This is a genomic window from Sphingomonas qomolangmaensis, from assembly GCF_024496245.1.
GTDB lineage: Bacteria > Pseudomonadota > Alphaproteobacteria > Sphingomonadales > Sphingomonadaceae > Sphingomonas > Sphingomonas qomolangmaensis.
This window is the reverse complement of sequence record NZ_CP101740.1, coordinates 2,918,236-2,931,798: the sequence shown is the minus strand read 5'-3', so window position 1 is coordinate 2,931,798 and position 13,563 is coordinate 2,918,236. Positions and strand designations below refer to the sequence as shown.

The 13,563-nt window shown below is 67.3% G+C and carries 13 protein-coding genes; 1 reads left to right on the top strand and 12 read right to left on the bottom strand.

All coding sequences use genetic code 11. The features are described from left to right. Nucleotides 1–127 precede the first annotated feature (127 nt). Nucleotides 128–3,013: a TonB-dependent receptor gene (locus NMP03_RS14045; RefSeq protein WP_256506091.1), complete on the top strand. Its 2,886-nt coding sequence runs from the start codon at nt 128–130 to the stop codon at nt 3,011–3,013. Nucleotides 3,014–3,140: 127 nt separating this feature from the next. Here the strand turns inward: NMP03_RS14045 and NMP03_RS14040 are convergent, their stop codons facing one another. The 12 genes from NMP03_RS14040 to flgC all read right to left on the bottom strand — a co-directional run bounded on the left by NMP03_RS14040 (nt 3,141) and on the right by flgC (nt 13,561). After that, a complete protein-coding gene (locus tag NMP03_RS14040) occupies nt 3,141–4,076 on the bottom strand; it encodes a flagellar motor protein MotB (RefSeq protein WP_256506090.1) in 936 nt (311 codons plus the stop codon). Beyond that, nucleotides 4,077–4,940 (bottom strand): flagellar motor stator protein MotA, encoded by an 864-nt coding sequence (motA, locus tag NMP03_RS14035; protein ID WP_256506089.1) that lies wholly within the window; start codon nt 4,938–4,940, stop codon nt 4,077–4,079. 133 nt (nt 4,941–5,073) lie between these two features. Further along, nucleotides 5,074–5,946, bottom strand: a complete 873-nt coding sequence (gene flgL / locus NMP03_RS14030; RefSeq protein ID WP_256506088.1) for a flagellar hook-associated protein FlgL — start codon at nt 5,944–5,946, stop codon at nt 5,074–5,076. A 5-nt stretch (nt 5,947–5,951) separates the two neighbouring features. Beyond that, nucleotides 5,952–7,295 (bottom strand): flagellar hook-associated protein FlgK, encoded by a 1,344-nt coding sequence (flgK, locus tag NMP03_RS14025; protein ID WP_256506087.1) that lies wholly within the window; start codon nt 7,293–7,295, stop codon nt 5,952–5,954. Next, nucleotides 7,292–7,648, bottom strand: coding sequence for a rod-binding protein (locus NMP03_RS14020; RefSeq protein WP_256506086.1), 357 nt, complete (start codon nt 7,646–7,648; stop codon nt 7,292–7,294). The genes flgK and NMP03_RS14020 overlap by 4 nt, the downstream gene beginning before the upstream one ends. Further along, nucleotides 7,645–8,745 (bottom strand): flagellar basal body P-ring protein FlgI, encoded by a 1,101-nt coding sequence (locus NMP03_RS14015; protein WP_256506085.1) that lies wholly within the window; start codon nt 8,743–8,745, stop codon nt 7,645–7,647. Before NMP03_RS14015 ends, NMP03_RS14020 begins: the two co-directional genes overlap by 4 nt. A 161-nt stretch (nt 8,746–8,906) precedes the next feature. Continuing rightward, a complete protein-coding gene (locus tag NMP03_RS14010; protein WP_256506084.1) occupies nt 8,907–9,590 on the bottom strand; it encodes a flagellar basal body L-ring protein FlgH in 684 nt (227 codons plus the stop codon). A 1-nt stretch (nt 9,591) separates the two neighbouring features. Continuing rightward, a complete protein-coding gene (flgG, locus tag NMP03_RS14005; RefSeq protein WP_256506083.1) occupies nt 9,592–10,380 on the bottom strand; it encodes a flagellar basal-body rod protein FlgG in 789 nt (262 codons plus the stop codon). A 12-nt stretch (nt 10,381–10,392) separates the two neighbouring features. Next, nucleotides 10,393–11,145, bottom strand: a complete 753-nt coding sequence (locus NMP03_RS14000) for a flagellar basal body rod protein FlgF (RefSeq protein WP_256506081.1) — start codon at nt 11,143–11,145, stop codon at nt 10,393–10,395. Between the two features lie 26 nt (nt 11,146–11,171). Beyond that, on the bottom strand, nt 11,172–12,437 hold the full coding sequence (locus tag NMP03_RS13995; protein ID WP_256506080.1) for a flagellar hook protein FlgE: 1,266 nt from the start codon (nt 12,435–12,437) through the stop codon (nt 11,172–11,174). Nucleotides 12,438–12,461: 24 nt separating this feature from the next. Next, entirely contained in the window at nt 12,462–13,145 is a 684-nt protein-coding gene (locus NMP03_RS13990) for a flagellar hook assembly protein FlgD (RefSeq protein WP_256506079.1), read from the bottom strand. A gap of 2 nt (nt 13,146–13,147) precedes the next feature. Continuing rightward, nucleotides 13,148–13,561: a flagellar basal body rod protein FlgC gene (gene flgC / locus NMP03_RS13985; RefSeq protein ID WP_256506078.1), complete on the bottom strand. Its 414-nt coding sequence runs from the start codon at nt 13,559–13,561 to the stop codon at nt 13,148–13,150. Nucleotides 13,562–13,563: the final 2 nt, after the last annotated feature.

Genomic DNA, 13,563 nt, shown 5'->3' with positions numbered 1-13,563 from the left:
TCGCGATCGGTTTTGCTGCAGGGGCGCGGGCGGACAGATCGGCGCTGACAAAGTTCTGCGACAATGGCCGCCTACTCACCCCGTATGCGTCCATCCCCGGGCGGCAACTGCGACTGGACGTATTTCGATGATCGACCGCAACCGCGTAGCCAAAGCGCGCTGGCTCCTCCTGCTTTCGGCCGCCACCGTCTGGCCCGCGCACGCGCAAGTGGTGCCTGCGCCGACCGAGCAGGAAGCGGTCGACGATGGCGAGGCGCTCGGCGCCGAGATGAGCGACGAGGAAACCGGCGAAGAAATGGTCGATGACATCGTCGTCACCGGTCAGGCCGAGCGCGGCGCGGTTGTGGGCGATGTTCCCCCCGAACAACAGCTCTCGCCCGCCGACATCCGCGCCTATGGCGTGAGCTCGATCGCCGAGCTGCTCGCCGAATTGTCGCCGCAGACGTCGAGCGGCCGCGGGCGCGGCGGCGAGGGGCCGGTGGTGCTGCTCGACGGGCGCCGCATCGGCTCGTTCCGCGAGATCCGCGAAATCCCGACCGAAGCGATCCTGCGCGTCGACATCCTGCCCGAGGAGGTCGCGCTGAAATACGGCTATAGTGCGAACCAGCGCGTCGTAAACTTCGTCCTTCGGCCGCGCTTTCGCGCGATCACCGCCGAGGCCGATTTCGGCGGGCCGGTGCAGGGCGGCAACAGCAGCGGCGAAGTCGAGCTCAATTACCTGCGGATCAACCGCAACGGACGGTTCAACCTCGACCTCGAGGTCGAAGCGCGCAGCCTGCTGCTCGAAAGCGAGCGCGACCTGTTGTCGAACCCCGCGGGATCGCCGTTCGACCTGACCGGCAATGTCGTCGCGCCGACCAACGGCGCCGAGATCGATCCCGCATTGAGCGCCGCCGCCGGCGCTCCAGTTACCGTGGCAGCGGTGCCTGGATCATTCGCCGGAGGCACGCCGCTGCTTACCGATTTCGTCGGCGGCGCCAATGCCGCCAATGTCACCGACCTCGGCCCCTTCCGCTCGCTCCAGGGCGCGACCGAAGCGGTGCGCGGCAACGCGGTGCTCGCGCGCACCATTTTCGGCGACGTCGCCGCGACCGCGACGGTCGGCTTCGACTTCAACGACAGCCGCTCGCTGCTCGGGCTGCCCTCGGTCGATCTCGCGCTGCCCGCCGACAACCCCTTTTCGCCCTTCGCGGGCGATGTCCGCGTGCTGCGCTACACCGACGCCTTCGGCCCGTTGATGCGCGAATCGCGTAGCCGCAATGTCGAGGCGGCGTTCAGCATGAACGGGACGTTGTCCGACTGGCGCTGGACGCTGACGGGCAATTACGACCGCCAGCAGACCGACACCGACACCGATCGCCGGGTCGATTCGACCGGGCTGCAGACGGCGGTGCTCGGCGGCGCTTCGCCCTTCGGCCCGATCGTGCCGGGGCAATTGTCGCTGGTCGCGCCCGACACCGCGCGATCGGTGAGCAATGTCGCGCGCGTCGAGGGCGTGGTGAACGGCGACGTCCTCGCGCTTCCCGCGGGCGATCTTTCGACCACCTTCCGCGTCGGGCTGCGCAGCCAGGACCAGGACGCGCGCTCGGTGCGGTCAGGCTTCGCGCAGGTGACCGATATCGGCCGCCGCAGCGCCAACGGCCAGCTCAACATCGACGTACCGATCACCAGCCGGCGCCGCGCGGTGCTCGACGCGATCGGCGACCTGTCGCTCAACGCCAATGTCGAGGTCGATCGGCTGTCGGACTTCGGCACGCTCACCAGCTATGGCTATGGGCTCAACTGGGCGCCGGTGCCCCAGCTTCGGCTCGTTGCGTCGGTCACCAACGAAGAAGGCGCGCCGAGCCCGCAGCAGGTGGGCAACCCCGCGATCACCACCCCCAATGTCCGCGTGTTCGATTTCGTGCGCGGCGAGACGGTCGATGTCACCTTCCTCGACGGCGGCAATCCGCTGCTGCGATCGGACAGCCGCGACGTGCTGAAGCTGGGGCTGAACTTCAAGCCGCTCGACGCAACCGACCTCAACATCCGCGCCGACTACACCAGCAGCACGATCGAGGATTCGATCGCGACCTTCCCGACCGCGACCAACGAAATCCAGGCGGCGTTCCCCGAACGCTTCACGCGCGACGCCAGCGGACGGTTGTTGCAGATCGACAATCGCCCGGTGAATTTCGCGCGCAACGAGCGCGAGCAGTTCCGCTGGGGCTTCAACCTGTCGCTGCCGGTGACGGGCACGTTGCAGCGCGAAGTACAGGCGGCGCGCGATGCGGGGCAGGATCCGCGTGCGGTGCTGCGCCAGGCCTATGGCCGCCCCGAACGCCAGCGGCGCGCGCCTGCCGAAGGCCAGGCAGCGCCGTTGCCCGCCGAGGGTTCGGCGGCGCAAGGCGCAGAGCCGACTCCCGCGCCCGACGCCGAACGCCCGCGCCGCGAGGGTCGCGGTGGCGGTGAGGGACGCGGCGGTGGCGGCGGTGGACGCGGCTTCGGTGGCGGCGGCGGCGGACGGGGTGGCTTTGGCGGCGGCGGTGCCGGCGGCGGGCGAATCCAGTTCTCAGCCTTCCACACCTATCGCATCAAGGAAACGATCCTGATCCGCGAGGGCGTTCCCGAACTCGACCTGCTGAACGGGTCGGCGACGGGCAGCAATGGCGGGCTGGCGCGGCACCAGGTCGAGGTGCGCACCGGCTTCACCAAGGATGGCATGGGGGTTCGCCTCAACGCCGACTGGCAGAGCGGCACCCGCGTCGACGGCGCGGTGCCGGGCGACACCTTGTTCTTCGGCGACCTCGCCAAGGTCGACCTGCGGCTGTTCGCCAATCTGGGGCAGATGCCCGATCTGGTGCGCAACCACGCCTGGCTGCGCGGCACGCGGGTCAGCCTGCGGCTCGACAATGTGTTCAACCAGCGGCTCGACGTGCGCGATTCGAGCGGGGTGGTCCCGCTGGGCTATCAGGCGGCGCTGCTCGACCCGGTGGGCCGGTCGATCCGGCTGGATTTCCGGAAGATGTTCTGAGGCGTTCCCCCTCCCGAAAGGGGGGGGGTGGTCGTGGTATCTACGGTAAGTCGGATTGCGCGAGCCTTCCGTATCGCGAGCAATCGACCCACCCCCCCAGCCCCTCCCTTTCAGGGAGGGGAGTCTTTCAACGACTCGCCAGTCTTGTCATCGCGCCTCGGCCGCCGGCTTCGCCCTTGCGATAGAGCAGCGTGATCGCCACCCGGCGGTTGCGCGGGTCGGTCGGGTCCTTCGCGACCATCGGTTCACGATCGGCGACGCCCTCGATCCGTTCGAAGCGCGCATCGGGCAGCCCGCCCGCGGCCAGCCGCCGCCGCGTCGCCTCGGCGCGCCCGCTCGAGAGCATCCAGTTGTTCATGTCGAGTGGGTTGCCATAGCCCAGCGAATCGGTGTGGCCGCGGATCATGATCGCGTTTTCCATCGTACCGATCGACGCGGCGATCTCGCCGATCAGCTGGTCGGCCTCGCCCACCAGGGCGGTCGTGCCGAGGTCGAACATCGAATAATCGGCATTGTCGACCAGATCGATCCGCAGCCCTTCGCTGGTCTCGACGAAGCGGACATGCTTGCCCAGCTTGGTGATACTGCCATTGGCCTTCATCCGCTGTTCGAGCTGCTGGCGCAGCTTCGAGAAGTTGCGGCGATCCTGCGCGTTGAGCGCCGCCTGATCCTTGAGCGTGCCCTTTTCGCCGGTCCCCACCTGCGCGCCGCCCTCGGCGCCCGCGGGCACGGTGAGCGCGCGCGTGCCGGTCTGGCCCGCGCGATTGGGGTAATTATCGACATCGGTGAGCGATGCGCCGCCGAACGGGCCATAGGACCCGGCGCTTTTCTGCTTCAGCTCGATCAGCGTCGGCGCGAAATAATCGGCGAGCGCCTTGCGCTGCGCTTCGGTGGTCGCACCGAGCAGCCACATCAGCAGGAAGAACGCCATCATCGCGGTCACGAAATCGGCATAGGCGACCTTCCACGCGCCGCCATGATGGCCGCCATGGCCCTCGATATAGATTTTCTTGACGATGATCTTGGGCGGCTGGTTGGTGCCATGGGGTGCGCGCGCGGCCATTTAGCGTCCCCGCAGCCCGTCGAACACCTCGGCGAAGCCGGGCTGGTTGTGGTGCGCGATCCCGCTGCGCGCGGCTTCGATCACCAGCGGCTGCGGATGGCCGTGGAGCGAGGCGATGATGATCTGCTTGATCGTGTGATAGATCGCGGCATCGGCATCGATCACCTGCTGCAACCGCGTCGCGAGCGGCCCGACGATGCCATAGGCCAGCAGCACGCCAAGGAACGTCCCCACCAGCGCCGATCCGATCATCCCGCCCAGGATCTCGGGTGGCTTGTCGATCGACCCCATCGTCTTGACCACCCCCAGCACCGCCGCGACGATGCCGAGCGCGGGCAGCGCATCGGCGAGCCCCTGCAGCGTCGTCTGCGGACTCTGCACTTCGTGGTGGTGCGTCTTGATCGAGTTATCCATCACGTCCTCGACCGCGTGGACGTCGAGCGTGCCCGACGACACCACCACCAGCCGCAGCGTATCGGCGATCAGGTTGGTGAGCGTCTGGTCGGCGAGGAGGCGGGGATATTCGGCGAACACCGCCGATGACTTGGGATCCTCGACATGCGGCTCGAGCGCGATCGGCCCCTCGACGCGCAGCATCTTCATCAGCTTGCTGACCAGGAAGATCGCGTCGAGATAGTCCTGCTTCTTGTATTTGGGGCCCTTGACCACCTTCATGAAGCCGCTGCCCAGCGCCTTGATCTCGAGCATCGAGTTGCCGATGATCAGCGCGCCGACCGCGGCGCCGCCGATGATCAGCATCTCGTGCGGCAGCGCGTGCATCACCGGGCCGAGCGCGCCGCCGGTGAGTGCGAACCCGCCGAACACCATCACGATCAGCACGACGAACCCAATCAAAACGAACATTGGCGCTGTTACCCCCGAAACGCTGTCGCGACCCCAATTGAGGAACGACCGGCCGCGCCGAAACTTGCGCGGTGCGGGGTGGAAAAATGGCCAATGCGGCGAAGAAACCGGCGGCGCGGTGCCGGGGTGCGGTTCAGCGTAGATAGTCGAACAGGCTGAGGCTCGACAGCTTGGTGAAGCTGCCCTGCGTCGCCTGCAGGATCGTCAGCGTCTTTTGCAGCTCGGTGATCGCGGCGCTCATGTCGAGATCCTCGATCCCGCCCCGCGCCGCCTCGCGATCGACCGCGACATCGGCGAGCCGGCCCATTTCGATATCGAGCCGGAAGCCGCGCGCGCCGACGCTCGCGCGGCTGGCGATGACCGTGTCGAGCGCGCCGCCGAGCGCGTCGATCGCGCCCTCGGGAGATTCGCCCTCGCGCAGCGCCGCCGCCATCGCGCCGAGCGAGGCGAACAGGTCGCCGAGCGCGCGGTCGCCCGCTTCGGTCACCTGGATGTCGCCGCCGCTGCCGATCGGGATCGCGCCGGCGCCGGCGCCGCCGACATAGGAGATCGTGCCGTCGGCAGCGCGCGCAAATGCCTCGGCACCGCCGCCGCCGAAGATCGCCTGGCCGCGCACGTCGCGCGTATTGGCCAGCGTGAAGACATCATCGATGATGTCGTCGACCGACGTCGCGATCGCCTTGCGATCCTCGGCCGACAGCGTGCCGCTGCTCGCCTGCAGCGCAAGTTCCTTGGCGCGCTGGAGCTGTTCCTCGATCGCCGCGAGCGCGGTGTCCGACTGATCGAGCACACCCTGCGCCAACACGATATTGGCCTTCGCGCCGACATCGTCGGCGGTGGCTTGCTTGAGCGTCGACAATTGCTGATAGCCCGCGGCGTCGTCCGACGGCGCGGCGATCCGCTTGCCGGTGGCGATCTGCGTCTGCAACTGGTCGGCGGTAACGCTGAGCGCGCCCATCTGGCTGGTCGAGCGCGCGTAGAATTGGCTGGTGGAAACTCGAATCATCGTATTCACCTGATATCGAGGATCGACTGGATCGTTTCGCGCGCGACCTGGATCACCCGGCTCGACGCCTGATAGGCCTGCTGGAAGCGCATCAGGTTTACGGCTTCCTCGTCGAGATTGACCCCCGAGATCGAATCGCGCGATGCAACCGCCGACGATTGGATCGCGCTCTGCGCCTGCGCCACCGATCGCCGCCCGCTGATCGCCGCGCCGTTGCCAACGACCATGTCGGTGAGCGTGGTTTCAAAGCCGCCGCTGGTGCGCAGATCGGCCAATGCCTTGAGGTTGCCATTGTCGCGCGGGCCGGCGCCGACGCCCGCGGCGGCGATGCCCTTGGGGTCGGCCAGCACCATCGTCACCGATGCCGCGGTTTCGCCGGCGAACATCGCCGCGCCCGGGTTGCCCGCGGGATCGCGCCCGCCCGCCTGGACAGCGTTGACGCCGGCGACGAACTGCGCCGCGATCGTGTCGGTCGCGCTGCGCGCCGCGGCGATCCGCTGCGCGCCGTCGATGATCCCGGCGAGCTCGCCGCCATTGACCGGGGCGTTGGCGCGTTCGCCCGCGCGGTGCACCGCGATCGAGGCGGCGCCTTCGCTGTTGGTGGCGAAGGTGACGCTGCCCGCTTCGTCGCCGGCGACCAGCACCGGTCCCGAAGGCCCACCGATGCGGAGCGTCGCGCGCCCAGCGGCGTCGAATTCGGCACCGACATCGACCAAAACGCTCATCTGTTCGAGCAGCCGATCGCGTTCGTCGAGCAAACCGGCATGGCCGGCGCTGCCCGCACCGGTGCGGCCGAGCCCCGAATTGACCGTTCCCAGCGCCTTTGCCAGCGAATTGATTTCGCCCACTGTCGCGTCGGCCTGACCAGTCAGATCGGCGCCAGCGGCCTCGAGCGCAGCGCCGGTGCTGCGGAATGCCGAGGCGAGCCCGGCAGCCTGTTCGAGCATCACCGCGCGCAGCCCGCTGGCGGCGGGATCGGCGGCGAGATTCTGGCCGGCGTTGAAGAAGGCGGCGAGGCGTTCGTCGAGCTTCGAGGCGGTCAGCGCGCCCTCGATCCGTTCGAGCCAGACCAATCCGGCTTCGGTGCGCGCCAGGTCGCTGCCCGCGGTGCGCACTTCGGCGTTGCGAAAGGCGTCGGCGGCGCGGTCGATGCCGGTGACCAGCACCCCCTGCCCCGCCTGTGCGCCACCGTTCAACAGGCTGCTGTCCGAGGCGTTGACTTCGCCCAACGCCGCCGCACGGCGCGCGTAGCCGAGGGTGCCGGCGTTGGCGATGTTCTCAGACGTGGTGGTCAGCGCGCTTTGGTAGGCACGCACGCCGCTGGCGGCGATCGAGAGCATGTCGCTCATGTCGACGGCCCGCCGCTAGCAGCGCTCGGCGGCGTGGGCGATGCCCCTGCCTCCGCGGGCACCGACTTCGCGAGGAAATCGGTCATCGCCTTGCCGATTCCCAGCGGCGCGTGCGCTGCCATCGCCTTGGCGGTCTGCTGATCCTGCATGTCGCGAAACTGATCGAGCGCGTTCGATTCGAACAGCGATTCGCCCAGATTGGCCGAGCGCATCGATTTGAGCATCATGCCGACGAACAGGCTCTCGAACTGCTGCCCCGCCTTGTCCAGATTGTCGCGCGTCGCCAGCCGGCCGGTGTCGGTCGACACCGTCGGCTGGTTGACGCCCGGAAGCTGGACGGCGGGGATCGTCACAGGATGACGAGCTCGGCCTTCAGCGCGCCGGCTTCCTTCAAGGCTTCGAGGATCGCGACCAGATCGGCGGGCGACGCGCCGATCGCGTTCACCGCCTTGACGACGTCGGCGAGCTTGGGTCCGGGATCGAGCAGGAACATCGGCTTCACTTCTTCTTCGACCCCGATCGCGCTTTGCTGTTCGACCGCGGTCTCGCCTTGGCTGAACGGCGCGGGCTGAATCACCCGCTGGGCCTCGTCTATACGTACCGTTAGTTTACCGTGTGTTACCGCCGCCGGGCTCACGCGCACCGCCGAGTTGATCACGACGGTGCCGGTGCGCGCGTTGACGATCACCCGCGCCGCCGCCTCGGCCGAATCGACGGTGAGGTTCTCGATGTCGCTCATCAGCATCGTGCGGACGTCGGCGCCCGGCGGTGCCGACACCGACACCGACACCGCATCGATCGCGCGTGCGCGCATGGTCCCGAAGCGGCCGTTGATCACCGCCGCCACGCGCTGCGCGGTGGTGAAATCGGCGCGCGCCAGGTTGAAGGTGAGCGTAGGTGCGGTCGCGAACCCGGTTTCGACCGCGCGCTCGACCGTCGCCCCATCGGGGATCCGGCCGGTCGAGGGAACATTGACGACGATCTTCGATCCGTCGGCACCCTCGGCGCCCAATCCGCCGACCGCGAGATTACCCTGCGCCATCGCATAGATCTGGCCATCGGCACCGAGCAAGGGCGTCAGGATCAGCGATCCGCCGCGCAGGCTCTTGGCGCGCCCCATCGACGACACGGTGATGTCGATCCGCTGGCCGGGCTTGGCAAAGGCGGGCAGCTCGGCGGTGATCATGACGACCGCGCTGTTCTTGAGGCTGGGGTTGATCCCCGGTGGCAGCTGAAAGCCGAAGCGCGCGGTGACGCCCTTCATCGACTGGACGGTATATTCGAGATTGTCGTCACCGCTGCCGGGCAGCCCTACGACGATGCCATAGCCGGTCAGCTGGTTCGATCGGATTCCCTGGAAGCGACCGATATCCTTGACTCGCTCGGCGGCGAGCGCGGGTTGGGCGGCGAAGAGGGTGAGAAGCAGGGCAGTGACGAAGGCGCGAAGCATGTGCTGGCTCCAAGCGAAGAATGGCGGATGCCGCCGACCAAGCTCCCGTTCGCCCTGAGCCTGTCGAAGGGTCGGCCCGAACCATCCACTGGCGCGCGCGCGGATTATGCGGGCCGGCCCTTCGACAAGCTCAGGGCGAACGGGATTGGAGGTAGTGCGCATCAGAACGGGCTGATCGTCTGGAAGAAGCGGCTGAGCCACCCCTGGCGGCTGGCGCGGGCGACGTCGCCCTTGCCGGTATAGCTGATCCTGGCATCGGCGACGCGGGTCGAGGCGACGCGGTTGTTGGCGTCGACGTCGATCGTGCGGACGATGCCCTTGATCTGGACGAATTCGTCGCCGCGATTGAGCGTCAGCCGCTTTTGCCCCTGCACCAGCATCGTCCCGTTGGGATAGACTTCGGCGACGGTCACGCTGACCTCACCCGTCAGCGCATTGGCCTGGTCGGCGGCACCGACCCCCTGAAAGCCGCGATTGCCGCCGGCCTGCGCGTCGGTGGGGCGGAACAGCGACAGCGGACCGGTCGAGGGACCGGTGAGCCCGAAACTACCCTTGCTGTCGAGGTTCGACGCCGCCGATTTGGACGCGGCGGTACGCTCGACCAGCACGATCGTCAGCGGATCGCCGCGACGGCGCGCGCGCTGGCCTTCGTAGAGCGCGGCATAGCCGTCGGCGGGCTGGAAGATCGAGCCGTTGGCGGGCGCCGCGACCGCGACGGGCGTGGGCAAGGTTGCGGCGAAATCTTCGGGCGCTGCCTTCTTGCCGAAGATCTGCGCGTTGGCAGGCAATGCACCGACGCCGGCGAGCGCAAGGCCGCAGGCGAAGCGAAGCCAATTCGCCGGCATCTCAGAGGTTCTGGTTGACATATTGCAGCATCTCGTCGGTCGCGGTGATCATCTTCGAATTGACCTCATAGGCACGCTGGGTCTCGATCATGTCGACCAGCTCCTCGACCACGTTGACGTTCGATCCCTCGAGCATCCCCTGGCGGATCTGGCCGCGGCCATCGAGCCCGGCGACCCCCAGATTGGCGGCGCCGCTGGCGGCGGTTTCGATCAGGTAATTGTCGCCGGTCGCCTGCAGCCCGGCGGCGTTGGGAAAGCCTGCGACCTGGAGCTGGCCGATCTGGCTCGCCTCGGTCTGGCCCTGGATCGTCGCGCTGACGGTGCCGTCGGCGCCGATCGTGATCGTCGTCGCACCCTCTGGGATCGTGATACCGGGCATCACCTGATAGCCTTCGCTGGTGACCATCAGTCCCTCGGGCGAACGCGCGAAATTGCCCGCGCGGGTGTAGCCGAGCTGGCCGCCGGGCAATGTCACCTGAAAGAATCCGTCGCCGTCGAGCGCGACGTCGAGCGAATTGCCCGTCGTCTGCAGCGACCCTTGGGTGTTGATCCGCGCGGTGCCCTGGACGCGAACGCCGGTGCCCAGCGTCAAGCCGGTGGCGTAGTTGGTCTCCGAGGTGCTCGCCGATCCAGGTGCGGTCACCACCTGATAAGCGAGCGTTTCGAACGCCGCACGATCGCGCTTGAACCCCGTCGTGTTGACGTTGGCAAGGTTGTTCGAAATGACCCGCATGCGCGTATCCTGGGCGTCGAGCCCGGTCCGCGCGATATGCATTGCCGCACTGCCCATGAAATCGCTCCCTTAGCCCTGAATCCGCATCAGCGATGCGCTCGATTCGTCCATTTTCTTGGCCTCCTTCAACAAGTTGGCCTGCACTTCATACGATCGCTGGTTCTCGATCATGTCGACCAGCGCTTCGGTAAGATTGACGTTCGACTGTTCGAGCGACCCGCTCGCCACCTTGGCTTCCAGGTCCTGCGGCAGCACCCCGCCGCCTTCGACATGGAGCAGGTTGTCGAGCCCCTTGAGCGTCTGCGTCCCCTGGGTGCTCACCAGCTTCAGCCGGTCGATCACCTGCGGCGCGCTGCCGGGTTCGGCGCCGCGCGGGGTGATCGATACCGTGCCGTCGTCGGCGATCATGATGCGATCGTGCGGCGGGACGGTGATCGGGGTGCCGGTGGCGCCCAGCACCGGAAAGCCGTCCCCCGTCTCGAGCAGTCCCGACAGCGCGACGTTGAGGTCGCCGCGCCTTGTATAGGCCTCGCTGCCGTCGGTCGCCTGGACGCCGATCCACGCATCGGTGGTGACCGCGACGTCGAGCGGTCGCCCGGTCGACATGATCGTTCCCGCGCGGCGATCGGCGTCGGTGACTTCCTTGGCCGATGGCTGGCGCGAGTCGAACGCGCCATCGCCCTTGAGCATCAGCCGCTCGAAGGTGACGCGGTCCTGGCGATAGCCGATGGTCGATGCGTTCGCGATGTTGTTCGCGATCGAGGCTTGCGCCGCCATCTGGCTCTTGAGCCCCGACATCGCGGTGTAGACCAGACGGTCCATCGGCTATCGTCCCCCCGTCCGCTCGATCAATTGATGTTGAAGATCGTCTGCGAAATCTGGCTCGAGGTATCGAGCGCCTTCGCATTCGCCTGGAAGTTGCGCTGTGCCGCGATCAGCGCGACGAGCTCCTCGGTGATGTCGACGTTCGAACCCTCGATGATCCCCGACATCAGCCCGCCGAGCCCGCTCTGATTGGCCTCGCCGAGCACGACGTCGCCCGCCAGCCCGGTCGCCGACCAGGTGCCGTTGCCGAGCTGGCGCAGCCCCGATGGGTTGGCGAAGTTGGCGAGCGCCACCTTGCCGAGCGCGGTGTTGTCGCCGTTCGAGAAGCTGGCGAACACCATCCCCTCGCCATCGACCGAAACCGATTCGATCTGGCCGATCGCCGCGCCGTCCTGCGAACGGCTGTTGACCACGAAGGGCGCCGCGGTGAGCGTGGTGTCGATCCCGAAATCGAGCCCGAGCTGCTGCTCCGAATTGCTGCCCGACGGGGTGAACGGATCGAACAAGGTCGGCGTCGTCGGCGTCGTCAAGGCGCCGGTATCGTCGAAGGTCAGCGTCACCGCGGCGGCACCGCCGGCGGCGAGCGGCTGATCGCCGACGAAGCTGTACACCGCCCAGTCCGAGGTCGGCTCGGCGACGGTGGGCGCAGTCTGGCGGACCAGATAGCTGGTCATCGTCAGCGGGCTGCCATTGCCGTCATACACCGTGGTCTGGATCGACTGGTTGTAGCTGGCGGGATTGAAGCGATCGAAGGTCGTCGCCGACGGGATCGACGCGCCCGAATTGAGGTTCACCGACAAGGCGACGTTGCTGGTCGGGGTCGGCGTGCCGCTGGTCTGCGGCAGGCGCAGGCTGATCAGACTGTCGATCCCCGCCGCCACCACTGCGCCCGATCCGTCGACCGGATAGACCTGGAGGTTGTTGCCGTTCGAATCGACGACAAAGCGTTCGTTGTCGATCAGCATGCTGCCGTTGCGGGTGAAGTTGACCTTCGAACCATCGGCATCGGGCTTGACCGCGAAGAAGCCGTCGCCCGAGATAGCCAGGTCGAGGGTCGAGCCGGTCTGGATCAGCGTGCCCTGGCCGAATTGCTGGCGGATCGCCTTGGTGACGACGCCCGAGCCCACCACGCTGGTGGGGTTCACCGACACGCTCGAGGCGATGACGTCGGCGAATTCGGTGCGGCTCTTCTTGAAGCCGTCGGTCGCGACGTTCGCCAGATTGTGCGAAATCGTCGACATTTCCTTTTGGCTGGCCTGCAGCCCGCTGAGCGACGTGTAGAAGGACATGGCAGTGGCTCCTGTGCTTGGATTTCAGCCGATCGAACGGATGGCGGAGGATTTGACCTGGCCGATGCCAGGCAGGGTGAGGACGGGTTCGCCGGCGACGAGGCTGACCGAGCTGACCGGTGCCCAGACGAGCGTCTTGTTGTTCACCGCGGCGGCGCCGTTGCGCGCGGTCGGCACGATGGTGAAGGGACCATCCCCCGCCGCGGCGCCGGTCTCGGTCTTGCCGTCCCAGTCGAAGGTGACGGTGCCCGCCTTTTGCGCGCCCAGATCGAGCGTGCGCAGCGTGGTGCCGTCGGCTGCCTTGATCGCGACCGACAATTCGCTGGCATCGCCCGCCAGTTCGATTCCGCCCTGCAGCCCGCCGGTGGTGCGGCCATAGGCGACATTGCCCTCGGCGAGCACGGTGCGCCCGACCAGCGCGGCGGCGTCGGTCATTCCCGAGGCGCCGAGCTTGTCGGCGATCGCCTTCAGCGTCGACGACATCTCGGTGATACCTGCGAGCGAGGAGAATTGTGCCATCTGCGCGACCATCGCGGTGTTGTCGACGGGCTCGAACGGGTCTTGGTTCTTGAGCTGCGCGGTCATCAGCGACAGGAAATCGCCCTGGTCGAGCGTCTGCTGCGCGTTGCGCGTCGTCAGTTGCGGATCGGTGGCGCCGCTGCGCGCGATGCCCAGATTGGCGAGCGTGGTGTCGAAGCTGCTGGCCATGATCAGCGACCCAACCGAAGCGTTTCGGTGATCAGCGACTTGGCGGTCTGCATCACCTCGACATTGTTCTGATAGGTGCGCGCCGCCTCCATCATGTCGACCAGCTCGCGCGTTTCCTCGACCGCGCTTTCGTAGACATTGCCCTCGCCATCGGCGAGCGGGTTGCCCGGATCGTAGCGCTTGGTCGGCGCCTCCCCCGCGGTAACGATGCTTTCGACATCGACCGTCGCCATCTTCGACGCAGTGTCGAAATGGGTGCGGAACACCGGTTTCATCGTCCGGTATGCCGCCTCGGGCGTGGTCGCGACCGCGCCGGCGTTGGCGAGGTTCGATGCGGTCGTGTTCATCCGCACCAGCTGCGCCGACATCGCGCGCCCGCTGACCTGGAAGATGTTCATCGGGTTGGGACCGTTCATGC